The sequence below is a fragment of the Janthinobacterium sp. BJB426 genome, from assembly GCF_002735705.1.
In the GTDB taxonomy this organism is placed as follows: domain Bacteria; phylum Pseudomonadota; class Gammaproteobacteria; order Burkholderiales; family Burkholderiaceae_D; genus Janthinobacterium.
In genome coordinates this window covers 40,457-61,711 of sequence record NZ_PDZL01000004.1, presented here as the reverse complement: position 1 = coordinate 61,711, position 21,255 = coordinate 40,457, and the positions used below count along the sequence as shown (strand labels likewise).

The window sequence follows — 21,255 nt, the reverse complement described above, 5'->3', positions numbered from 1 at the left end:
CTAATTCCTTGTTTTGATTAATGTACCGAGGCCTTGCAGATAGGCGACCAGGGCGTCTTCTTCCGTCTTGTCCTGCAACTGCGCGGGGCCGGCGGCGATTTCTGCATCGCTGTACGGCTGGCCCAGGCGTTGCAGGGCGCGCATCTTCGGCATGATGTCGTCAGGCACCAGCTTGGTCTTCGCCAGCCAGGGGTAGGACGGCATGTTCGACTCGGGTACCACGTCGCGCGGGTTGTTCAAGTGCGTGCGGTGCCATTCATCGCTGTAGCGCGCGCCCACGCGGGCCAGATCCGGCCCCGTGCGCTTGGAACCCCACTGGAACGGACGGTCGTAGACGAACTCGCCAGCGACCGAATAGTGGCCATAGCGTTCCGTTTCCGCGCGCAGCGGACGCACCATCTGCGAGTGGCAGTTGTAGCAGCCTTCGCGCACGTAAATGTCGCGGCCAGCCAGGCGCAGCGGCGAGTACGGTTTCAGGCCGGCGACCGGCTCCGTCGTGCTCTTCTGGAAGAACAGGGGGACGATCTCGACGGCGCCGCCGATGCTGATCACCACGGTGACCAGGGCGATCAGCAGCCAGGGGTTTCTCTCAATCCATGCATGTGAAAATTTCATTTGCTTATGCTCCTATCAGGCGTGCGCCGCGTTCAGTTCCGGAATGCGGGCGACGGGGAGTTTGCTGCCGCGCAAGGTCATCCAGGTGTTGTAGCCCATGATGCACATACCCGACAGGTACAGCAGGCCACCGGCCACGCGCACCACGTAGTACGGATACGTCGCTTTCACGCTCTCGACAAAGGTGTAGGTCAGGGTGCCGTCCGGATTGACTGCGCGCCACATCAGGCCCTGCATCACGCCGGCGATCCACATTGCGGCGATGTACAGCACGATGCCGATGGTGGCCACCCAGAAGTGCACGTCGACCAGGCGCGTGCTGTGCATCTGCGTGCGGCCCGCCAGGCGTGGCAGCAGATAGTAGATCGAACCCATGGTGATGAAGCCCACCCAGCCCAGGGCGCCCGCATGCACGTGGGCAACGGTCCAGTCGGTGTAGTGCGACAGCGAGTTGATGGTCTTGATCGACATCATCGGACCTTCGAAGGTGGCGATGCCGTAGAACGACAGCGAAACGATCATGAATTTCAGGATCGGGTCGGTACGCAGCTTGTGCCAGGCGCCCGACAGGGTCATGATGCCGTTGATCATGCCGCCCCAGCTTGGTGCCAGCAGGACCAGCGAGAAGACCATGCCGATCGATTGCGTCCAGTCAGGCAATGCCGTGTAGTGCAGGTGATGCGGGCCGGCCCACATGTAGGTGAAGATCAGCGCCCAGAAGTGGACGATCGACAGACGGTACGAGTACACGGGGCGCTCGGCCTGTTTCGGGATGAAGTAGTAAACCATGCCCAGGTAGCCGGCGGTCAGGATGAAACCCACCGCGTTATGGCCGTACCACCACTGGATCATGGCGTCCTGCACGCCCGCATACGCGGAATACGACTTGGTGAACGAGGCTGGCATGACGGCGCCATTGACCACGTGCAAAATCGTCACGGCCAGGATGTAGGCGCCGAAGAACCAGTTGGCCACGTAGATATGCTTGACCTTGCGCTTGATCAGGGTGCCGAAGAACACGATGGCATAGGCGATCCAGACGACGGCGATGAGGATGGCGATAGGCCATTCCAGTTCCGCGTATTCCTTGCCGCGGGTCAGGCCCATGGGCAGGCTGACGACGGCGCACAGGATCACCGCTTGCCAGCCCCAGAACGTGAAGGCGGCCAGTTTGTCGGAAAACAGGCGCACCTGGCAGGTGCGTTGTACAACGTAGTACGAAGTAGCGAACAGGCCGCAGATGCCGAAGGCGAAAATCACCGCATTCGTGTGCAGCGGACGCAAGCGTCCGTATGTCAGCCATGGTATATCGAGGTTCAGGGCAGGCCAGGCCAGCTGAGCGGCGATGATAACGCCAACCAGCATGCCGATGATGCCCCATACCACAGTAGCGACCGCGAATTGCTTCACGATCTTGTAGTTATAGTTCAGCGATTGATCCACAAAGACTCTCCCTGGAATTACTATTTATGATGGTGGCCAGAGAGTAAGTGTTTGACCGCGAAAAAACTTTGATGTGGATCAAAATTCCCCGGATGAAATAAGCGTAGCGAACTGGCATCGAAATAAAGTGATATCTCGATCAAATTCCCGTCAAAAAAGCCATGCAAGATCCCTGCAATCAGGAGGGATGAGGGGCAGACGCGCCGGCATGGCGTGCGGGACGCCAGCCGGGCTGGTGGGGTCAGGGATGCGGTTCGCCGGGCGTCGGCGGCTTGGCTGTCGTATCGTCGTCCTGCAACACGCGCAGGCCCGGTCCGACGAGGTCGTCGAACTGGCCGCTGTCGGACGCCGTGAAATACACCCACAGGGCGATGAAGACGACCACGACGCTCAAGGGGATCAGGAGGTAAAGAGCTTCCATTAGACTTTCCGCAGGCGTAGGGCGTTGGCGATGACGACGGCCGAGCTGGCAGCCATGCCGACGCCGGACAGCCAGGGGTTCAAAAAACCCAGCGCGGCGGCCGGGATGGCCGTCAGATTGTACAGGGTTGCCCAAGCGAGGTTTTCGCGGATGATGCGCATGCTGCGCGCCGCCGTTTTCGCCGTGTCGAGCACGGAAACCAGTTGGCTCGACAGCAGCACCGTGTCCGCATGGGCCTGCGCCAGGGCGGCGCCGGAACCCATGGCGAAGGACACGTCGGCGCCGCTCAGCACGGCGGCGTCGTTGATGCCGTCGCCCACCATCGCCACCACGGCGCCCGTGGCCTGCAGTTGCTGCACGAAATCGAGCTTTTCATCGGGCAGGCATTCGCCGCAGGCCGTGTTGATGCCCAGTTCCGTCGCCACGCTTTGCGTCAGCGCTTCCTGGTCGCCACTGAGCAGCACGACTTGCTTGCCGCGCCGGTGGAAATACGCGACCACTTCGCGCGCTTCCGGGCGCAGCGCGTCACTGAGCAGGAAGCGCGTCAGCCAGCGCCCTTGCGTGCCCAGGTACAGCGGCGTCATGCCCTGCATGCCGACGGCCGTATCGCCCAGCGGCGGGCCGGCGATGGCGGCGACAAAGGCCGCATTGCCCAGGCGGTAGCGCACACCATCGACGCTGCCTTCGAGGCCCTGGCCCTGTACTTCCTGCAACTGTTCCGCGTGCGTGCGTGGCTGTTCCTTGGCTGCTGCCAGTATCGCCTGCGCCAGCGGATGGGCGCTGCCCGCTTCCAGCGCGGCGGCCACCTGCAGGCACGCGTCCTCGCCCATGCTGCCGAGTCCTTCGATTTGCCGCAGCACGGGCCGGCCCAGGGTCAGGGTGCCCGTCTTGTCGAAGACGATGTGGGTGGCGCGGTGCAAGGTTTCCAGTACGTGTGGCTGGACGATCAGCACGCCGCGCCGCAACAGGCTGTCGGTGGCGGCCGCCAGCGCCGTCGGCGTGGCCAGAGAAAGCGCGCACGGGCACGACACGACCAGCACGGCAATGGCCACGGGCCAGGCTTGGGCTGGGTCATGCCAGCTCCAGAAGGCGAACACGGCGATGGCAAACAGCAGCAGGCCCAGCACGAACCAGGCGGCGACCTTGTCGGCCCACTGCGCGATCTGCGGCTTGCCGCTGCCGGCCCGCTCGATCAGTTTCAATAAATCGGACAGGGTGCTTTCGCGCGCCGGTTTCAATACGCGCAAGATGAGCGCCGCACTGGCGTTGATCGCCCCGCCCGGCACCTGTTCGCCCATTTTCCTGCGCTGCGCCGCGCTTTCGCCCGTCAGCAGCGACAGATCAAGCGCGCTCGTGCCTTCGATGATGACGCTGTCGGCGGCGATTGCCTCGCCCGGTTTGACCAGGATGATGTCGCCCACGGCCAGGCTGCCGGCCGGCACCAGGGTGGTGGCGCGGTGGTCCGGGAAGCCCGCCATCAGCGAGGCGGAGGCGGGCAAGGCGTGCTGCAGGCGCTCAAGGGCCGAGGCGGCCTTGCGGCGCGCCTGCAGCTCGAAATAGCGGCTGCACAGCAAGAGAAAAATGAACATCGTGGCCGAGTCGTAATACACCTCGCCGCGGCCCGTAAAGGTCGCCACCACGCTGCCGAAGAAGGCCGCCAGGATGCCCAGCGCCACGGGCACGTCCATGCCCAGGGTGCGCGCGCGCAAGCTGACCCAGGCGCCCTGGAAGAAGGGCATGGCGGAGTAACAGATGGCCGGCAAGGTGAGCAGCAAACTGGCCCAGCGCATCAGGCTGGCCATATTGTCGTCCAGCGTGCCATCTTCGGCCAGGTAGGCGGGCGCCACGTACATCATGACCTGCATCATCGACAGACCGGCCACGAACAGCTGGCGGCCCAGGGTCTTGCTGGCCTTTTGCAGGCGCTCGCCATGGCGCACGGCATCATACGGATAGGCCGTGTAGCCGACTTGCCGCACGGCTTGCAGGATGTCGCCCGGTTCGCATTCGGCGCGGCTCCAGCGCACGTACAGGCGCTCCGTGGCGACGTTCAGGCTGGCCGCCTGTACGCCGGGCAGACGCGTCAGCTGGCGCTCGATCAGCCAGACGCAGGCGGCGCAGCGGATGCCTTCGACGGACAGGGTCGCTTCGCAGCTGCTGGCGTCGCGCGCGAATTGCGCGTCATCATTGCTGTACAGGCGCAGCTCGGGCGGCACCATGGTCGCATCAGCCGCGTTGACGGCATATTCGTCGCGGTCGCGGTAGTATGCGCTCTGGCCGATGTCGACGATGGTTTGCGCCACCGCTTCGCAGCCGGGGCAGCACATGGCGCGCGGCACGTCGTCGATGGTGACGTTCCAGCTGGAGCCGCCTGGTATGGGCAAGCCACAATGGAAGCAGGCGGAGGGTTGTAAAACAGCATTCATAGGTTTGGTTTCATGCGTCTTTTCATGGATGGCCCGTGACGCACAGGGCGTCGAGCCAGCCCAGCGACACGCCATGCGCGGCGCGCAGCAGGCCCAGCAGGCCAAAGCCCAGCACCAGCAAGCCGCTGGCGATGCGCACGGGACGGCGCTGCATCTGCGCGCGCAGCCGCGTACCCAGTAAACCCATGCCCAGCAGGGTGGGCAGGGTGCCCAGGCCGAAGGCGGCCATCGTGGCCGCGCCGTTCAGCGCCGAGCCTTGCAGCATGGCCGTCAGCAGCGCGCTGTAGACCATGCCGCACGGCACCCAGCCCCACAGCCCGCCCACGGCCAGCGCTTTTAACGGCGTATCCATCGGCATCAGCGGTTTCAACAGGGGCCGCACGCGGCGCCAGACGACGTTGCCGGCCGCTTCCAGATGCGCCAGGCCGCGCCAGGCATCCATCAGGTACAGGCCCAGGGCGACGAGCATCAGGTTGGCCAGCCAGTAGCCGGCCACTTGCAGTGACGCCAGGTGCAGCATGCCCGCGCCCGCCAGGCTGCCGGCCATGGCGCCGGCCAGCATGTAGCTGAGTATGCGCCCGCCGTTGTAGGCCAGCACGCGCAGCACATTCGTCTGCAAGCTTGTCTGCAATGCCGGGCGCGCCACGGCAATGGCGATCACGGGACGCGTGGGCGCCGCCGCTGCGCCGCCGCCCAGCGACAGGGCGCCGACGATGCCGCCGCACATGCCGATGCAGTGCACGCTGCCGGCCAGACCGACCAGGAACATGGGCACGAGGCTGAGGGCATTCATCGCGCGGCGCTACACCGTTTTCGAGTAGCGCAGCGGCTGCACCGCGTCGGGCGCCGTGTTGGCGCGCGCCAGGGTCAGGTAGCGGTCGAAGACCATGCAGATATTGCGGATCAACAAGCGCCCTTTCGGCGTCACCGTCAGCCAGTCTTCCTCGATGACGAGCAAACCGTCGCGCGCCAGTTCGCGCAGCTTGTCCAGTTCGGCGGCGAAATAGCTGCGGAATTTCACGGGGTGCGCTTGCTCGATGGTGGCGATCGACAATTCGAAATTGCACATCAGCATCTGGATGATGATACGGCGCAATAAATCGTCCGTGTCGAGCTTGATGCCGCGGGCGATCGGCAGCACGCCTTCGTCGAGTTTTTCGTAATACGCGTCGAGCGTCTTCTCGTTCTGGCTGTAGACGGCACCGACGGAGCTGATGGCCGACACGCCGCAGGCGATCAGGTCCGCTTCCGCGCGCGTCGAGTATCCCTGGAAGTTGCGGTGCAAGCGGCCCTGGCGCTGCGCCACGGCCAGGTCGTCCGTCGGCTTGGCGAAATGGTCCATGCCGATGTAGACGTAGCCGGCGGCCGTCAGGCGTGCGATGCACAGGCCCAGCATGGCCAGCTTGGTGGCGCTGTCGGGCATGTCGGCGTCGAGGATGCGGCGCTGCGGCTTGAACAGATGCGGCATGTGCGCGTAATGGTACAGGGCGATGCGGTCGGGGCTGGCGTTGATCACCTTGCGCAGGGTTTCCGTCATCGTTTCCAGGTTTTGCTTCGGCAAGCCATAGATCAGATCGATGCTGATCGAGCGGAAACCCGCGTCGCGCGCCGCCTGCATGATGGCCACCGTTTCCGCTTCCGGCTGGATGCGGTTGACGGCCTTTTGCACGTCGGCATCGAAATCCTGCACGCCCAGGCTGATGCGATTAAAACCTTGCGCGCGCAGCGAGAACACGCGCTCGCGCGAGACGGTGCGCGGGTCGATCTCGATCGAGTATTCGCCGTCTTCATCGGACGCAAACTCGAAATGCTGGCGCAAATGCGCCATCAGTTCATCCATCTGCTTTTCGCTCAGGTAAGTCGGTGTGCCGCCGCCGAAGTGCAATTGCTCGATCTGGTTCATGCCGGCAAACAGCTTGCCCTGCATGGCGATTTCCTGTTTTAAATAGCTGAGATAGGTGGCCGCCTTGCTGCGGTCTTTCGTGATGATCTTGTTGCAGGCGCAGTAGTAGCACAGGGTGTCGCAGAACGGTACGTGCACATACAGCGACAGCGGCCGGCGGCCGCCGCGCATGCGCAGGGCGGCCAGCGCTTCGAGGAAGTTGCCGTAGCCAAATTCCGCATTGAAACGGTCGGCGGTCGGGTAGGACGTGTAGCGGGGGCCGGACTGGCTCATCTTGCCGATGATGACCGGGTCGAATTCGACGACGGCGTCCAGGTCGGCGGAAGCACTGCTGAGTAGTGTAGGCATGATGTGTGTAAAGTCTTGAAAGGTTTAGGCGGCCAGGCGTTTCATGGCGGGTTTGCCGGCGTTCGCGGCGCCTGCGGCGCCCGACTTGCCGCCAGGCATGGCGACGCGGCGCGGTGGCGGCATCTTGCCGAAATTGAACAGGCTTACGGCTTGCGACAGGCTGGCAGCTTCTTCCGCCAGGCGTGTGGCGGCCGCGGCGGCTTCTTCCACCAGGGCCGCGTTCTGCTGCGTCACCTGGTCCATGTGGGCGATGGCCTGGTTGACCTGGTCGACGCCGATGCTCTGTTCGCGCGAAGCGATGGAAATTTCCTGCATGATGGCCGTCACCTGCTTGACGGAGCTGACCACCTGCTCCATGGTGGCGCCGGCGCGGTTCACCTGCAGCATGCCGGCGCCCACCTTGCCGACGGAAATTTCAATGAGTTGCTTGATATCCTTGGCCGCCACGGACGAGCGCTGCGCCAGGTTGCGTACTTCGCCTGCCACGACGGCGAAGCCCCTGCCCTGCTCGCCGGCGCGCGCCGCTTCCACGGCCGCATTCAGGGCCAGGATGTTGGTCTGGAAGGCGATGCCTTCGATCAAGGCGATGATGTCGACGATTTTCTTCGACGAGGTGTTGATCTCGTCCATGGTGGTGATCACTTCGGCAACGATCTCGCCGCCCTGTACGGCCACTTTCGAGGCGGCCACGGCCAGTTCATTTGCTTGCACCGAGTTGTCCGCATTCTGTTTCACGGTCGACGAGAATTCCTCGATGCTCGAGGCCGTCTCTTCCAGGCTGGCGGCCTGCGATTCCGTGCGGCCCGACAGGTCCATATTGCCGACGGCGATTTGCTTGGTGGCCACGGCCATGGTTTCCACGTTGATGCGCACGTCGCGGATGGTGGCGATCAGATTGCTGTTCATCTGTTGCAGCGCGCGCAGCAATTGCCCCACTTCATCCGTGCTTTCCGTTTCAAAACTGCCCGACAGGTCGCCGGCGGCAATCGCCCGTGCGCCGTTCAGGGCCTTGCCCAGCGGCTTGAGCACGGACATGCGCAAGGTGTACCAGAGGAAAACGTTGATCAGGAAGCCGAACAGGGTGGCGCCGAAGATGGCGTAATTGGTGATCTTGCCGCCGCTGGCGAACAGGCTGATGACGCACACCAGCAGTTGCAGGCAGTTGACGATGGAGGTGGCGGCCCAGATGCGCAGATTGAGCGACATGTGCGTCAGGTTATGCAGCAGGTGTGCCAGACCAGGGCGCACGATCTGCCCGTTCTTGATGACGATGTTGCCGCCTTCCTTGTTGCGGATGGCCGCATAGGCTTCTTCGGCTGCCTTGACCTGGTCCTTGTCCGCTTTCACGCGCACGGACATGTAGCCGATGGTCTTGCCCGCTTCGCGGATGGGCGTGACGTTGGCGCGCACCCAGTAAAAATCGCCGTTCTTGCAGCGGTTCTTGACCAGGCCCGTCCATGGCGTGCCGGCCTGGATCGAGGTCCACAGGTCGGCAAACGCTTCGGCCGGCATGTCCGGGTGGCGCACGATGTTCTGGGGCGAACCGAGCAGCTCGGCTTCGCTGAAGCCGCTGACCTGGCTGAAGTAGGGGTTCACATAGACGATATTGCCGTTCATATCCGTTTTCGACACGATGGCCTGATCGTCCAGGACGAGGACTTCACGGTTAGTCACTGGCAAATTTTGTCGCATGGTCGCGGCTTCCTGATCAGTTAAATAGGCAATTGGTGAGTAAGACTTGCACGATTGCAAGAATGGAGATCAGTGTAAGGAGTCGCCTGCGCAAATTTATTGATGTAGATCAAAATCCTCAAGATTGGTCGTGCTTGCACGCATTTAGCGATAGCAATGCGGCATTGCTTTAAAGATACTGGTTGCCGCTGGCGGCTAATCCACGCCCGCCGTCAGCGGCCGCAGGTTGCCCACGGCGTAGCCTTGCGCGTAGTCGATGCCCAGTTCGCGGATGACGGCCAGGGTGGCCGCGTCTTCCACGTATTCGGCCACCGTTTTGAGGCCCATTACGTGCCCCACTTCATTGATGGCCTTGACCATGGCGCGGTTGATGGCGTTGGTGGCGATGTCGCGCACGAAAACGCCGTCGATCTTGAGATAGTCGACGGGCAGCGCTTTCAGGTAGCCGAACGAGGAAAAGCCGCTGCCAAAGTCATCGAGCGAGAAGCGGCAGCCCAGGGCCTTGAGCTGGCGCATGAACACTTGCGCCTTGGGCAGGTTGGCGATGACGGCCGTTTCCGTAATTTCAAAGCAGATCTGCTCGGGCGCGATGGCGAACTGCACGAACTGCTCGGTGATGTAATCGTGCAAGCCGGCATCGGCCAGCGACATGCCCGACAGGTTGACGGAATACAGGGCCGGTGCGCGGCGCCGGCTTTCCGCCAGCGCGGCCAAAGGCGGCAGGCTGTCGCGCACGCTCTCGATATGTGCGCAGACGGCACGGATGACCCAGCGGTCGATGGACAGCATCATGTCGTAGCGTTCTGCAGCCGGGATGAAGGCGCCGGGCAGTATCAAATCGCCCTTGCTGTTGCGGATGCGGATCAGCACTTCGTCGTGGTGTTCCTGGCTGTCGTGCAGGTGCACGATGGGCATGGCGTACAGGCGGAAATAATCGTGGGCGAACGCTTCGTTCAGGCGCGAGATCCACAGCATTTCGCCATGCCGCTGGGCCAGCATGACGTCGGACTCCTGGTAGACGTGGATGCGGTTGCGGCCCTGCTCCTTGGCCAGGTAGCAAGCCTGGTCGGCCGCGCTCAGCAGCTCGCTCATGGACTTGCTGTCCTGGCTGATTTCCACCATGCCGATGCTCACGCCCAGCTCGAAGCTGCGGCTATCCCAGGCGAAACGGAAATCGCGGATGGACTGGCGCAGCTGTTCGCCGATGACGCGCGCGTGGTCGAGCGGACAGTGCGGCAGCAGCACGCCCAGTTCGTCGCCGCCCAGGCGCGCCAGGATGTCGCTGTCGCGCATTTGTGCCTGCAGCATCTTCGCCAGCAGTTGCAGCAACACGTCGCCGGCGCCATGGCCGCAGGTATCGTTGATGACCTTGAACTGGTCCAGGTCCAGGTACAGCAGCGCATGCACGTGGCCATCCTGCTTGGCCGTGTGCAGGGCGCCAGCCACCAGGTGCTCGAATTCGCGCCGGTTGATCAGGCCTGTCAGGGTGTCGTGCGTGGCGTGCCACGACAATTGCTGGCTCAGCTTGCGCTCGTGGCTGACGTCGCGGAACACGACGACGGCGCCGAGGATGTCGCCATTGCGCGACCAGATGGGCGCGGCGGACTCTTCCACAGCGATGCGCCGCCCGTCGCGCTTGACCAGCTGCGCATGCGTGGAAATGCCGATGGCCTGGCGCTGGCGCAAGCATTTGATGGCCACGTGTTCGAGCGGCTCTCCCGTGTGTTCATCGACGAGGTTCAGGGTTTCCCAGATATCCAGGCCCTGGGCCAGCTCGTTGCTCCAGCCCGTCAATTGCTCGGCCACCCGGTTCAGGTAGCGCGTCTTGCCGAACGGATCGGTGGTGATGACGCCGTCGCCGATGGAACTGAGCGTCACTTCGGCCAGTTCCTTGCGTTCGGCGATCATCAGTTCGCGCGCCATGTGCTCGGTGATATCCCAGATGATGCCCAGGGTGCGTTCGGGCTGGCCGCCGGCATCCATGAAGATGTGCGCCTTGGCCGCCAGCCAGTGTTCGCTGCCATCGGGCCAGACGACGCGGTATTGCAGGGCGTAGCCGCCGCGCCGGCGCACGCCGTCCTGCAGCACTTTGATCACCTTGTCGCGGTCGCCGGCGTGCACGCAGTCGAGAAAGCTGCGGAATGGCTGCGTCAGCGCCCGCTCTTCCAGGCCCAGCAAGGTGGCGCCCTTGGCCGACCAGCTGACCGTGCCGTCGATGACCTGGCCAGCGACGATGCGCGAATCCCAGATCGCCATGTGCGCCGCCTCCAGTGCCATTTGCAAACGTTTCTGCTGGTCGCTCATCATCCTCTCCCGACATGGATACAGGAATAGATGCCCCGCTGGTGTTTAAGTTCCCGGCGCCTCGGCAGAGGTGGCTGGCGCGGCCCGTGCCACGTCGCGCACATTCTTTTGCACTGCCACGGCTGCAAACAGGCTCAGCAGGAATGCCATCGCATAAAACCCTTTCTCGCTATTTTGCAGATTAGCGTTCCACAGGCCCACAGTCAATAACAGCAAGGCCAGCAGCACGGAAATCCAGCACAGGCCAAAGTATATCCCCGTCACGGCGATGCCTTCGTTACGGTCGCGCACGGATTTTTGCAGCGAGATGGCGGCGAACAGGCCATACATGAGGATGGTGAAGTAATAGCCCTTCTCGTTGAGGGCCATGCCGGCGTTCCACAGGCCGGACAGGTAGGTGACGATGCCGATCAGCAATGCCGCCCAGGAGGCGCCGATAAAGGCGCTGCTGGGGCGTGGGGCGGGGGAAGTATGCATAGGGTCTCCATGGGCAGCGGGCGCCGCCGGCATGGCCGGGGCGGCAGGCACGGATGCGCCTGCCGCCCCATCAGACCAGAAAGTCTATTTGCTTGGCTTGATCATGCGCAACAAAGCCGACACGGCCGTGACGCCGGCCAGCACCAGGCCACCGGCGATGAGGCCTGCCACCGCGTTGATCAGGCTGGGCGTGACGGCTGCCAGCACGGGGCCGATGCCGGCCACGCCGCCGACGGCGGCTTCCACATGGTGCAGCATGCCGCTGGCCCATGGCCAGCCATGCGTCAAAATACCGCCACCGACCATGAACATGGCCAGGGTGCCCACGACGGAGAGAAATTTCATCAGTTTCGGCGCCGCTGACACGAGCATGCGGCCAAAGCCGCGCACGCCATCCATCAGCGCGCCCGCACCCTTGCGCGCGGCCAGGTAAAAGCCCGCATCATCGAGCTTGACGATGCCGGCGACCAGGCCATACACGCCCACCGTCATGAGCAGGGCGATGCCGACGACGACGGCCACCTGCTCGGCGAAGGTGGCCGCGGCCACCGTGCCCAGCGCGATGACGATAATTTCCGCCGACAAGATGAAATCGGTGCGGATGGCGCCCTTGATCTTGTCTTTTTCCAGCGCGACGAGGTCGACCTGCGGGTCGCGCAGCGCCTGCGCCAGCTCGGCCTTGTGGCTGTCGTCCGGGTGCAAATACTTATGCGCGATCTTCTCAAAACCCTCGAAGCACAGGTAGGCTCCTCCTACCATCAAGAGCGGCGTGATGGCCCACGGCGCAAACGCGCTGATGGCCAGCGCGGCGGGCACGAGGATGGCCTTGTTCTTCAGCGAACCGACGGCGACGGCCCACACCACGGGCAGTTCGCGCTCGGCGCGCACGCCGGCCACTTGCTGCGCGTTCAGGGCCAGGTCGTCACCGAGCACGCCGGCCGTCTTCTTGGCGGCCACCTTGGTCATCAGGGAAACGTCATCGAGGATGCTGGCGATGTCGTCGAGCAGGGCCAGCAGGCTGGAGCCGGCCATCTCAGCGCGCTCCCACGGTGGTGGCAGGGAATATTGGAGCGAGGAAAGTGTTGTTTTTCATGATGTTATTCTTGGTTGTACGGCAAGGAACGATGTGGCTAAGGTGTGACTGCGATCTTACCCCAGGGATGGCCGGCAAGGCCGCACTGAGCGGGTTAAAATTGCTCATCACCATCATTTTTATGGAAACCGCATGTCCTTTGCCACCTGGATCACCTTTGTCATCGCCGCCTCCATCATCGCCGTCTCGCCCGGCTCGGGCGCCGTGCTGTCGATGTCGCACGGCCTGTCGTACGGGGTGAAGAAGGCCAGCGCCACGATTCTCGGCCTGCAGCTGGGGCTGCTGGTGGTGCTGGGCATCGCCGGCGCCGGCGTGGGCTCCTTGCTGCTGGCTTCCGAAGTGGCGTTCAATATCGTCAAGACGGTGGGCGCCCTGTACCTGATCTACCTGGGCCTGTCGCAGTGGCGCGCCAAGGTGGCGGTGGCGGGTGAGCTGCACGCCGACGCCGTGGTGCCGCCCATGGGCCGGCGCGTGCTGACGGGCTTTCTCACCAATGTGACGAATCCGAAGGGCATCATTTTCATGGTGGCGGTATTGCCGCAATTCATCAGTCCAACTTCGCCCCTGCTGCCGCAATTGCTGATCCTGGCCGTCACCATGTGCACGATCGACCAGATCGTCATGCACAGTTACGCCTTCCTGGCTTCCTCGATGCAGCGTTTTTTCCGCGATGCCAAGGCCGTGAAAAAGCAGAACCGCTTCTTTGGCGGCTTGCTGATGGCCGTCGGCACGGCATTGTTCTTCGTCAAGCGCGGTGGCCAGGCGGCGTCCTGAGGCAGATCAAGTTGCAAACATTTGTAAGCCCGCTTGCGATGCCCGCCCAATGCGGATGTAATCGGGCATGTCATCCTTGTAAGTCCTGCCTGGAGCGCTGCCATGCGTCCGATCCTGTCTTTCCCCTTCCTCAATACCGTGTGCGCCGTGTTGCTGTCGTCGGCGTGCTCCCTGGCCCTGGCCGAAGATCCGCCTGTCCGCGTGGGCCGCATTTCCACCGTCGAAGGGCAGGTGCTGGTGCGCGCCGGCGATGGCGAGGCGCAAAATGCCCTGCTGAACTGGCCCGTCACGACGGATAACCGCTTGAGCACCATGCGCGGCGCGCTGGCGGAATTGCGCGTGGGCGCGGCCGCCGTGCGCCTCGATGGCGATTCCGAGCTGGAAGTGAGCGAACTCGATGACGACAGTTTCAAATTGCACCTCAGCTATGGCACGGTCAGCGTGCGCGTGCGCAATCCCGACGCGCTGCGCGGCTTCGAGCTGACCACGGCCCAGGCCCGCGTGATCCTGACCCAGCCGGGCTGGGTGCGCATCGAGGCGGGGCGCCAGAGCGGCGCCAGCGTCGTCAGCGTGCTCGACGGGGCGGCCGACGTGGATGGCGCGACGGGCAGCGTGACCTTGCGTGCCGGCAAGCGCGCCGAACTGACGGACGAAGAATTGCGCACGGGCGCCTTGCAGCGGATCGCCTTCGACAATTGGCCCGAAGCCTTGCCCGCCGCCGCGCCGGCCTTGCGCTATGTCACGGACGATACGACAGGGTATGAAGAGCTGGACCGCTACGGCGCCTGGCAGGACGATGCGGAATACGGCCCCCTGTGGCTGCCCAGCACGGTGCCGGCCGGCTGGGCGCCGTACAGCGACGGGCGCTGGACGTGGATCGCGCCATGGGGCTGGACCTGGGTCGACAATGCACCCTGGGGCTATGCGCCCTCGCATTACGGCCGCTGGGTAATGCTGGGCCAGCGCTGGGGCTGGGCGCCGGGCCGCGAGCGCGGCCGCGTGCCTTGGGCGCCGGCCCTGGTGGGCTGGGTTGGCGGCAATCACGGGATGAACCGCGGCCAGCGTCCCGACGTGGGCTGGTTTCCCCTGTCGCCGCACGACCGTTACGTGCCCGGCTACCGCGCCAGCGCAGAGTATGAACGCCGCCTCAACCGCGTGGCCGAGGGGCGCCGTCCCGTGGCTGGTGAGCGCGAACACCGCAACCGCACCATCATGCCGGCGCCCGTGCTGCAAAGCATGCCCTTGAGCACGCCGGCTGCGCCGGCGGGCAACTGGCAGCGCCCTTCCGATGCGTCGCGCGGCGACAGGGAGTTCCGGCGCGATTGGGTCAACCGCCCCGGTCGCCTGCAGACGGACGATGGCCAGACGCACCTGGCGCCGCGTCCCATGCAGCCGAACCGGCCGCCCGTGCCGGCACAGCCGCCCCAGCCGCAACAGCCCCTGATGCCGGCGATGCCGGCCTTGCCACCCGTGCAAGACCAGGTGGCACATCCCGCTTGGCGTGGCGAGCACCGGCCCCGCGCCGAGCGTCCCTTTGATGCGCCGCGCCCGGATCGCGCAGAACGTGGTCCCCGCCGCGAAGTGCTGCAAACGGCACCGCCGCCGTCCATGCCTGCCCCGCCGCCGGTGGCCCAGCCGCGGCCCGCAGCGCCGCCGATGCCGGCTCCAGCCGCGCGCGCCAGGAATCAAGAAAGGGTCAATGACAGGGGCAACGACAGGGCCAACGACAGGGCCAACGACAGGGCCAATGAGCGCGGCGCTCCCGGCCGCAGTGGCCGGATGCAGGAAATGGAACGCTGAACGGGCCGCTGGCGCTGGCCGCCTGTCCGTCCGGTCATGGATTATCGACGTTCAAGCCGCCAAACCGACAGTTCGTCACATTTCAGCGGTCAAGCCGCGGTGTTTTGTCTACAGTGACGTCATTGCAAGACAGCGCAATGCCTTCACGGCTGACAGCACCGATTTTCCGGCTATTTTGTCCAAACGAAATAGTTTTCGCCAGCTTACAAAGCTGGCTTTTTTTTTCCGCGCCTCTGGCGCCATGGCAGCGGGCGCAGGCGCTGCCAAAGTTGGCTACAATACGCCTTTGGCACTGACCGGCACTGATTGGAATTCCCATGCAAACCATCCCTCCCAGCGAACACATCATTCCTCCCAGCGAATCGCTGATCGAATACCCGAGCGATTTTCCCATCAAGATCATGGGCCCGACGCATGTCGACTTCGCGCCGACCATGCTGGAACTGGTGATCAGCCACGATCCGACCTTCCACGCGGGCCGCATGGAAGAGCGTCCATCGGGCAAGGGCAATTACACGGGCCTGACCGTCACCGTGCGCGCCATCAGCCGCGAGCAGCTCGACGCCCTGTACATGGCGCTGTCGGGCCACCCGATGGTGAAGATCGTCATGTAAGGCTGGCTGCCGCCACGCTGGCCCGGCTCTTCGTGAGCAGCCAGACGGCGGCAAAGGCGCCACTGGCCGCCGCCGTCACCCACAGCAGCGGCTTTTCGCTGCCGTCCGTGATGGCGGCGATGACGGCGCCGCAGGCGGCCGTAATGGCCATCTGCACGAAGAAGAACAGGCCCGAGGCGCTGCCCGCCTGGTCGCCATACGGCTGCAGCACGGCCAGCTGGCAGGCGGGAATGGCCATGCCCACCGACACCATCACCAGCAGCATCGGCGCCACCAGCGACGCCACGTGCTGCGGCGCCAACGTACCCGCCAGCAACAGGCTGGCCGCGCCCGTTACATTCAGCAGCACCGCCACGCCCAGCATATGATCGGCGCCCAGGCGCGGCCCCAGTGCGCGAAACAGGCTCGATCCCGCGATATAGCCGCTGACCGTCAGCGCGAACACCAGCGCATACGCATGCGGCGACAGGTGCATGCCCCTTTGCAGCAGCACGGATGATTCCGCGATGAAGGGGAAATACGTGCAATACACGCAGCCGATGGCCAGCGCATAGCGCAGGAAATACGCGTCGCCCAGCAGGCGGCGGTACAGCGCCAAAGTATTACCTTGTGGCACGACGCTGGCCGGCCTGGTTTCCGGCACCCAGGCGGCGATCAACCCCAGCGACAGCGCGCCCAGCGCACACAGCACGCCAAACACGGCGCGCCAGCCGAACGCCGCGTCGAGCACGCTGCCGGCCAGCGGCGCCAGGATCGGCGACAAACCCATCACCATCGATATTTTCCCCAGCATGCGTGCCTGCGTGGCGGGATCGAAGCGGTCGCGCACCATGACCCGGCCGATGATGGTGCCGCTGCAGCCGCCGAACGCCTGCAGCACGCGCGCGGCGATCAGCACGTGCACGTCGGAAGTTACGCTGCAAACGATGCTGGCGAGTACATAAATGGCCGTGCCGGCCAGCAGCACGGGACGGCGTCCGTAGCGGTCGGCCAGCGGCCCGCAAGCGAGCATCGAGGCGGCCGAGCCGGCCATGAACAGGCTCAGGGTCAGTTGCAGCTGGGCATCGCTGGCATGCAGGGCATCGGCCATGGCCGGCAGCGACGGCAGATAAATGTCGATGCTGATGCGCGACAGGCAGACCAGCAGCAGCACGATGCCGCCCCAGGCCCACAGGGGAAGTGTTGTTCGTTGATTCATGTTTTTCGATATGCAAGAAATGGCAGACGCACCAGAACGGTGAGAGTAGGATGTTTGTGGTGTAATGCGAAGTGCCAGTCATCAGAAAATTCATTGGACCACTTGGACGATTATTATGCCGCGAGGAAAATCACCGCACGCCCTGGACTTGCCTCGTCCCACCAGCTGGCTCGACAAGGAGGGCGTCAACAAGCAGGATGGCGCGTATGAAGCGCTGCGCTCGGCCATCCTGACGAAGATGCTGCCGGCGGGCAGCCGCTTGCCATCCAGCCGCACCCTGGCGGAACGGTGGGAGTTGTCACGCGGCACCATCGAAACCGTGTTCGACCGCCTGCACGCGGAAGCCTACGTGACGCGCGTGCCCGGTTCCGGCACGCGCGTGTGCGCCGTCGTGCCGGAACGCTTCTTGATGGCAGGATTGGCAGATGCCACCCCGGCCGGGCCATTTTCCGAGCCCGTTCCCGTGTCCGATACGGGCGTGCGCGACGGCTTGCCGTTTGTTGCGCGGCGCGCCGACGCCAGCCTGTTTCCCATGGCGGCCTGGTCCAAGTGCGCCACGCGGGCGCTGGCCGCCGCCACGCCGGAGCAGCTGTGCAGCGCCGATCCGGCCGGCCTGCCCCAGCTGCGTCAGCAGATCGCCGATTTCCTCGCCAAGTACCGCGGCATCCGCTGCGACCCGCAAGACATCGTCGTCACGACCGGCATCCGCCACGCAATCGACTTGCTGGCGCGCAGCATCGTGCGCGATGGCGATAAAGTCTGCCTGGAAGAACCCGGCTATCCGGCCGCGCGCGCCCTGTTCGCCCTCGCTGGCGCCGTGCCGGTCGACATTGCCGTTGATGCCGAGGGCATCGATTGCGCCGCCCTGGCCGCCCACGCGGATGCCCGCCTCGCGTATGTGACGCCGGCGCACCAGTCGCCGCTGGGTGTGACCATGTCCGTCACGCGCCGCCTGGCGTTATTGGAGTGGGCGAATGACAGCGGCGCCTGGGTGGTGGAAGACGATTACGACAGCGAATTCAATTACCAGAGCGCGCCGCTGGCGGCCCTGAAGGCGCTGGACCAGTACCAGCGCGTGATTTACTGTGGCAGTTTCAACAAGACGCTGTTTGCCGGCCTGCGCGTGGGTTTCATGGTACTGCCACCCGCCTTGCGCCCGCCGTTGCTGCGCATGCTGCGGTTGACGGGCAGGTCCGTGGGCGTGACGGAGCAACTGGCGCTGGCCGCCTGGATGGAGGATGGCGCCTTCGTGCGCCATTTGCGCCAGGCGCGGCTGGCCTACAAGGAGCGGCGCGACCTGCTGCTGGCCTGCCTCGAGCAGACCGCGCCCGGCCGCTACGCCATTTCCGGCCAGCAGGCGGGCTTTCATTGCGTGCTGTGGCTGCCGCCGGACAGCGACGAGCGGGCATTTTGCGCGCGCGCCGCGCAAGAGGGGCTGGCGCTGCAGCCGCTCGGCGATTTTTGTCACAGCGCAAAATTGGCGCCGGCCGTGCTGCTCGGCTATACGGCCCTGAATGGGGCCCAGATACGCCATGCTGCACAAAAATTGGGCAGATTGCTGTGGTTGCCAGAGTCCGGCCCGGAATGAAATGGCGGCCTGGCTTATAATCACGGCTTCGCCGCAGCGTCCCCAGGGCGCCGGCAGCTGATTACAGAATCTGTCATGACCACCACCCGCACCGAAACGGCGCTGATCCGCGAGCTGGGCCGCGTCGATTACGAGCCGACCTTTGCCGCCATGCGCGCCTTTACCGACGCGCGCACGACGGACACGCGCGACGAACTGTGGATCGTCGAGCATCCGCCCGTGTTCACGCTGGGCCTGGCGGCCGACCGCGGCCATTTGCTGGCCGGCGCCGAGAACGTGCCCGTGGTGCAGACGGACCGGGGCGGCGAAGTGACGTTCCACGGTCCCGGCCAGGTGGTGATTTACCTGCTGATGGACTTGCGCCGCAACAAGCCGGGCGGCAAGCTGTATGCGCGCCAGTTCGTGCATAAAATCGAGCAAGCCATCATCAACGTGCTGGCGGCGTATAATCTCGCTGGCGAGCGCATCGATGGCGCGCCTGGCATCTATATTGCCGGCGGACCAAGCAAGGGTGCGAAGATCGCCGCGCTGGGCTTGAAAGTGCGCGGCAACGGCTGCACCTACCATGGCGTGTCGCTCAACGTGGCGATGGACCTGGCCCCGTTTTCCTGGATTAACCCTTGCGGCTATTCCGGTCTGAAGACGGTGGACATGCGCAGCATGGGCGTTTCGGCGCCGCTGGCAGAAGTGCAGCGGGCCCTGGCCCAGGAATTGACCGTATTACTCGATGTAAGCGAAGTAAACAGCGCCGCAGGCGCGCCTCAGGCAGCGGATGCCTGAGCAAACAAACCAACATGCCCGTCAAGGGCTTGCAGCCATGACTTCTGAGACCATTTCCAGCACCGCCCCCGCCGCTACTGCCGCTCCAGCGTACAACCCGAGCGAAAAGCAAAAAGGCGCCAGCAAGACCTCGCGCATTCCGATCAAGATCATTCCGATCGAGCAAGTCGAGCGCCTGAAAAAGCCGGACTGGATCCGCGTCAAGGCCGCCTCGGCTTCGACCCGTTTCTATGAAATCAAGGACATCCTGCGCGAAAACAAGCTCGTGACCGTGTGCGAGGAAGCCAGCTGCCCGAACATCGGCGAATGCTTCGGCAAGGGCACGGCCACCTTCATGATCATGGGTGACAAGTGCACGCGCCGCTGCCCGTTCTGCGACGTCGGCCATGGCCGTCCTGATCCGCTGGACAAGGAAGAGCCGGCCAACTTGTCGAAAACCATCGCCAAGCTGCGTTTGAACTACGTCGTCATCACCTCCGTCGACCGCGATGACTTGCGCGACGGCGGCGCCGGCCATTTCGTCGAGTGCATCCAGCAAACGCGCGCCCTGTCGCCGAACACCCGCATCGAAGTGCTGGTGCCCGACTTCCGTGGCCGCCTGGAAAAAGCCCTGAACCTGTTCAAGGATGGCTTGCCTGACGTCATGAACCACAACCTGGAAACGGCGCCGCGCCTGTACAAGGAAGCCCGTCCCGGCTCCGACTACATGCACTCGCTGAAACTGCTGAAAGATTTCAAGGCCATGTACCCGGACGTGAAGACCAAGTCCGGCATCATGGTGGGCCTGGGCGAGACGGACGAGGAAATCCTGCAAGTGATGCGCGACATGCGCGAGCACGACATCGACATGCTGACCATCGGCCAATACCTGGCGCCATCGAACAGCCACCTGCCCGTGCGCCGTTACGTGCACCCGGACGTATTTAAAATGTTCGAGGAAGAAGCGTACAAAATGGGCTTCACCCACGCCGCCGTGGGCGCCATGGTGCGCAGCTCGTACCACGCGGATGAACAGGCGCACAGCGCCGGCGTGGAATCGGCGCTGAATTTCTAAGCACTTGAGTTGTATCAAAAACCGTCCGCTTTAGCCGGGCGGTTTTTTTTGTCTAATTGAGGTGATGTACAACATCCTGTACAATTATTGGCATGTACTTTCAAGGGAGCGGTGGCACGGCATGAATATCCTGACTTTCAGCGAGGCGCGCGCGGGCCTGAAAAGCGTGATGGACGACGTCTGCAATGACCATACCCCCACGGTGATCACGCGCGTGAATGGCGAGCACGTGGTGATGCTGTCCTTGTCGGACTACAACAGTATCGAGGAAACCCTGTATTTGCTGGGCACGGCCAAGAATGCCAGTCGCCTGATGGCGTCCGTGGCGCAGATCAAGGCGGGCAAGGCGCAGCCACGAGAATTATTGGCGCAGCATGAAAAACAGGAAGACTGAGAACAAGCAGCAGGCGCGCAGCGCCGTGCTGGCCTGGACCGATCATGCCTGGGAAGATTATCTGTTCTGGCAAGAGAGCGATCTGAAAATCCTGCAAAAAATCAATGACTTGCTCGATGAATGCCTGGCCGACCCCTTCAAGGGCACGGGCAAGCCGGAACCGCTGAAAGGCGATCTGACGGGTTTCTGGTCGCGCCGCATCGACCGCCAGCACCGACTCGTGTACCTGCCCGACGCGGGCTGCATCTATGTGGCCGCGTGCCGTTATCACTACGACGATAAATAAATTTTGCCTAGCCGTACCGTAACGCGGTACCGGACGTGACGCCGC

The 21,255-nt window shown here is 63.9% G+C and carries 20 protein-coding genes; 8 read left to right on the top strand and 12 right to left on the bottom strand.

What is annotated here, in order from left to right:
• From ccoO to CSQ93_RS08080, 10 genes are all read right to left on the bottom strand, one after another.
• A complete protein-coding gene (ccoO, locus tag CSQ93_RS08125; RefSeq protein ID WP_099377634.1) occupies nt 1-615 on the bottom strand; it encodes a cytochrome-c oxidase, cbb3-type subunit II in 615 nt (204 codons plus the stop codon).
• 15 nt (nt 616-630) lie between these two features.
• On the bottom strand, nt 631-2,058 hold the full coding sequence (gene ccoN, locus CSQ93_RS08120) for a cytochrome-c oxidase, cbb3-type subunit I (protein WP_046681775.1): 1,428 nt from the start codon (nt 2,056-2,058) through the stop codon (nt 631-633).
• A gap of 241 nt (nt 2,059-2,299) precedes the next feature.
• A complete protein-coding gene (ccoS, locus tag CSQ93_RS08115) occupies nt 2,300-2,479 on the bottom strand; it encodes a cbb3-type cytochrome oxidase assembly protein CcoS (protein WP_099377633.1) in 180 nt (59 codons plus the stop codon).
• Entirely contained in the window at nt 2,479-4,905 is a 2,427-nt protein-coding gene (locus CSQ93_RS08110) for a heavy metal translocating P-type ATPase (RefSeq protein WP_099377632.1), read from the bottom strand. Before CSQ93_RS08110 ends, ccoS begins: the two co-directional genes overlap by 1 nt.
• 22 nt (nt 4,906-4,927) lie before the next feature.
• Entirely contained in the window at nt 4,928-5,698 is a 771-nt protein-coding gene (locus tag CSQ93_RS08105) for a sulfite exporter TauE/SafE family protein (protein WP_099377631.1), read from the bottom strand.
• A gap of 9 nt (nt 5,699-5,707) precedes the next feature.
• The gene (gene hemN, locus CSQ93_RS08100; protein ID WP_099377630.1) at nt 5,708-7,156 is read right to left on the bottom strand and encodes an oxygen-independent coproporphyrinogen III oxidase; all 1,449 of its coding nucleotides are present in this window, start codon (nt 7,154-7,156) and stop codon (nt 5,708-5,710) included.
• A 24-nt stretch (nt 7,157-7,180) separates the two neighbouring features.
• On the bottom strand, nt 7,181-8,848 hold the full coding sequence (locus CSQ93_RS08095; RefSeq protein WP_099377629.1) for a methyl-accepting chemotaxis protein: 1,668 nt from the start codon (nt 8,846-8,848) through the stop codon (nt 7,181-7,183).
• Nucleotides 8,849-9,043: 195 nt separating this feature from the next.
• Nucleotides 9,044-11,152, bottom strand: coding sequence for an EAL domain-containing protein (locus tag CSQ93_RS08090; RefSeq protein ID WP_099377628.1), 2,109 nt, complete (start codon nt 11,150-11,152; stop codon nt 9,044-9,046).
• A gap of 45 nt (nt 11,153-11,197) precedes the next feature.
• A complete protein-coding gene (gene yiaA / locus CSQ93_RS08085; protein ID WP_099377627.1) occupies nt 11,198-11,629 on the bottom strand; it encodes an inner membrane protein YiaA in 432 nt (143 codons plus the stop codon).
• Nucleotides 11,630-11,713: 84 nt separating this feature from the next.
• Entirely contained in the window at nt 11,714-12,661 is a 948-nt protein-coding gene (locus CSQ93_RS08080) for a DUF808 domain-containing protein (protein ID WP_099377626.1), read from the bottom strand.
• A gap of 193 nt (nt 12,662-12,854) precedes the next feature.
• Between CSQ93_RS08080 and CSQ93_RS08075 the strand changes: the two genes are divergently transcribed.
• Together CSQ93_RS08075 and CSQ93_RS08070 are read left to right on the top strand one after the other, a co-directional pair.
• Nucleotides 12,855-13,496 (top strand): LysE family transporter, encoded by a 642-nt coding sequence (locus CSQ93_RS08075; protein WP_099377625.1) that lies wholly within the window; start codon nt 12,855-12,857, stop codon nt 13,494-13,496.
• Between the two features lie 102 nt (nt 13,497-13,598).
• Entirely contained in the window at nt 13,599-15,296 is a 1,698-nt protein-coding gene (locus CSQ93_RS08070) for a DUF6600 domain-containing protein (protein WP_099377624.1), read from the top strand.
• Between the two features lie 82 nt (nt 15,297-15,378).
• Here CSQ93_RS08070 and CSQ93_RS29420 read toward each other — a convergent pair whose 3' ends face one another.
• On the bottom strand, nt 15,379-15,615 hold the full coding sequence (locus CSQ93_RS29420) for a hypothetical protein (protein ID WP_233516110.1): 237 nt from the start codon (nt 15,613-15,615) through the stop codon (nt 15,379-15,381).
• Here CSQ93_RS29420 and CSQ93_RS08065 point away from each other — a divergent pair.
• On the top strand, nt 15,614-15,910 hold the full coding sequence (locus tag CSQ93_RS08065; protein ID WP_099377623.1) for a DUF493 family protein: 297 nt from the start codon (nt 15,614-15,616) through the stop codon (nt 15,908-15,910). The genes CSQ93_RS29420 and CSQ93_RS08065 overlap by 2 nt on opposite strands.
• On the opposite strand, the gene CSQ93_RS08060 is transcribed toward CSQ93_RS08065, so the two are convergent.
• Nucleotides 15,903-17,108, bottom strand: coding sequence for a multidrug effflux MFS transporter (locus CSQ93_RS08060; RefSeq protein ID WP_099377622.1), 1,206 nt, complete (start codon nt 17,106-17,108; stop codon nt 15,903-15,905). The genes CSQ93_RS08065 and CSQ93_RS08060 overlap by 8 nt on opposite strands.
• Before the next feature lie 115 nt (nt 17,109-17,223).
• On the opposite strand from CSQ93_RS08060, the gene pdxR reads away from it, so the two are divergent.
• The 5 genes from pdxR to CSQ93_RS08035 all read left to right on the top strand — a co-directional run bounded on the left by pdxR (nt 17,224) and on the right by CSQ93_RS08035 (nt 21,210).
• Nucleotides 17,224-18,696 (top strand): MocR-like pyridoxine biosynthesis transcription factor PdxR, encoded by a 1,473-nt coding sequence (gene pdxR, locus CSQ93_RS08055; RefSeq protein ID WP_099377621.1) that lies wholly within the window; start codon nt 17,224-17,226, stop codon nt 18,694-18,696.
• 75 nt (nt 18,697-18,771) lie between these two features.
• On the top strand, nt 18,772-19,476 hold the full coding sequence (lipB, locus tag CSQ93_RS08050) for a lipoyl(octanoyl) transferase LipB (RefSeq protein ID WP_035823263.1): 705 nt from the start codon (nt 18,772-18,774) through the stop codon (nt 19,474-19,476).
• Between the two features lie 37 nt (nt 19,477-19,513).
• Nucleotides 19,514-20,530 (top strand): lipoyl synthase, encoded by a 1,017-nt coding sequence (lipA, locus tag CSQ93_RS08045; protein WP_034782748.1) that lies wholly within the window; start codon nt 19,514-19,516, stop codon nt 20,528-20,530.
• A gap of 121 nt (nt 20,531-20,651) precedes the next feature.
• Nucleotides 20,652-20,924 (top strand): type II toxin-antitoxin system Phd/YefM family antitoxin, encoded by a 273-nt coding sequence (locus CSQ93_RS08040; RefSeq protein WP_099377620.1) that lies wholly within the window; start codon nt 20,652-20,654, stop codon nt 20,922-20,924.
• A complete protein-coding gene (locus tag CSQ93_RS08035; protein WP_099377619.1) occupies nt 20,905-21,210 on the top strand; it encodes a Txe/YoeB family addiction module toxin in 306 nt (101 codons plus the stop codon). Before CSQ93_RS08040 ends, CSQ93_RS08035 begins: the two co-directional genes overlap by 20 nt.
• Nucleotides 21,211-21,255 lie beyond the last annotated feature (45 nt).

Bases quoted from the DNA above. Each gene is read 5' to 3' on its own strand.
- hemN (WP_099377630.1), bottom strand. From the start codon at position 7,156: ATGCCTACACTACTCAGCAGTGCTTCCGCCGACCTGGACGCCGTCGTC.
- CSQ93_RS29420 (WP_233516110.1), bottom strand. From the start codon at position 15,615: ATGGGAATTCCAATCAGTGCCGGTCAGTGCCAAAGGCGTATTGTAGCC.
- CSQ93_RS08070 (WP_099377624.1), top strand. From the start codon at position 13,599: ATGCGTCCGATCCTGTCTTTCCCCTTCCTCAATACCGTGTGCGCCGTG.
- CSQ93_RS08065 (WP_099377623.1), top strand. From the start codon at position 15,614: ATGCAAACCATCCCTCCCAGCGAACACATCATTCCTCCCAGCGAATCG.
- CSQ93_RS08040 (WP_099377620.1), top strand. From the start codon at position 20,652: ATGAATATCCTGACTTTCAGCGAGGCGCGCGCGGGCCTGAAAAGCGTG.
- CSQ93_RS08105 (WP_099377631.1), bottom strand. From the start codon at position 5,698: ATGAATGCCCTCAGCCTCGTGCCCATGTTCCTGGTCGGTCTGGCCGGC.
- CSQ93_RS08110 (WP_099377632.1), bottom strand. From the start codon at position 4,905: ATGAATGCTGTTTTACAACCCTCCGCCTGCTTCCATTGTGGCTTGCCC.
- ccoO (WP_099377634.1), bottom strand. From the start codon at position 615: ATGAAATTTTCACATGCATGGATTGAGAGAAACCCCTGGCTGCTGATC.
- yiaA (WP_099377627.1), bottom strand. From the start codon at position 11,629: ATGCATACTTCCCCCGCCCCACGCCCCAGCAGCGCCTTTATCGGCGCC.
- CSQ93_RS08095 (WP_099377629.1), bottom strand. From the start codon at position 8,848: ATGCGACAAAATTTGCCAGTGACTAACCGTGAAGTCCTCGTCCTGGAC.
- pdxR (WP_099377621.1), top strand. From the start codon at position 17,224: ATGCCGCGAGGAAAATCACCGCACGCCCTGGACTTGCCTCGTCCCACC.
- lipB (WP_035823263.1), top strand. From the start codon at position 18,772: ATGACCACCACCCGCACCGAAACGGCGCTGATCCGCGAGCTGGGCCGC.
- lipA (WP_034782748.1), top strand. From the start codon at position 19,514: ATGACTTCTGAGACCATTTCCAGCACCGCCCCCGCCGCTACTGCCGCT.
- CSQ93_RS08080 (WP_099377626.1), bottom strand. From the start codon at position 12,661: ATGGCCGGCTCCAGCCTGCTGGCCCTGCTCGACGACATCGCCAGCATC.
- CSQ93_RS08035 (WP_099377619.1), top strand. From the start codon at position 20,905: ATGAAAAACAGGAAGACTGAGAACAAGCAGCAGGCGCGCAGCGCCGTG.
- ccoS (WP_099377633.1), bottom strand. From the start codon at position 2,479: ATGGAAGCTCTTTACCTCCTGATCCCCTTGAGCGTCGTGGTCGTCTTC.
- CSQ93_RS08075 (WP_099377625.1), top strand. From the start codon at position 12,855: ATGTCCTTTGCCACCTGGATCACCTTTGTCATCGCCGCCTCCATCATC.
- CSQ93_RS08090 (WP_099377628.1), bottom strand. From the start codon at position 11,152: ATGAGCGACCAGCAGAAACGTTTGCAAATGGCACTGGAGGCGGCGCAC.
- CSQ93_RS08060 (WP_099377622.1), bottom strand. From the start codon at position 17,108: ATGAATCAACGAACAACACTTCCCCTGTGGGCCTGGGGCGGCATCGTG.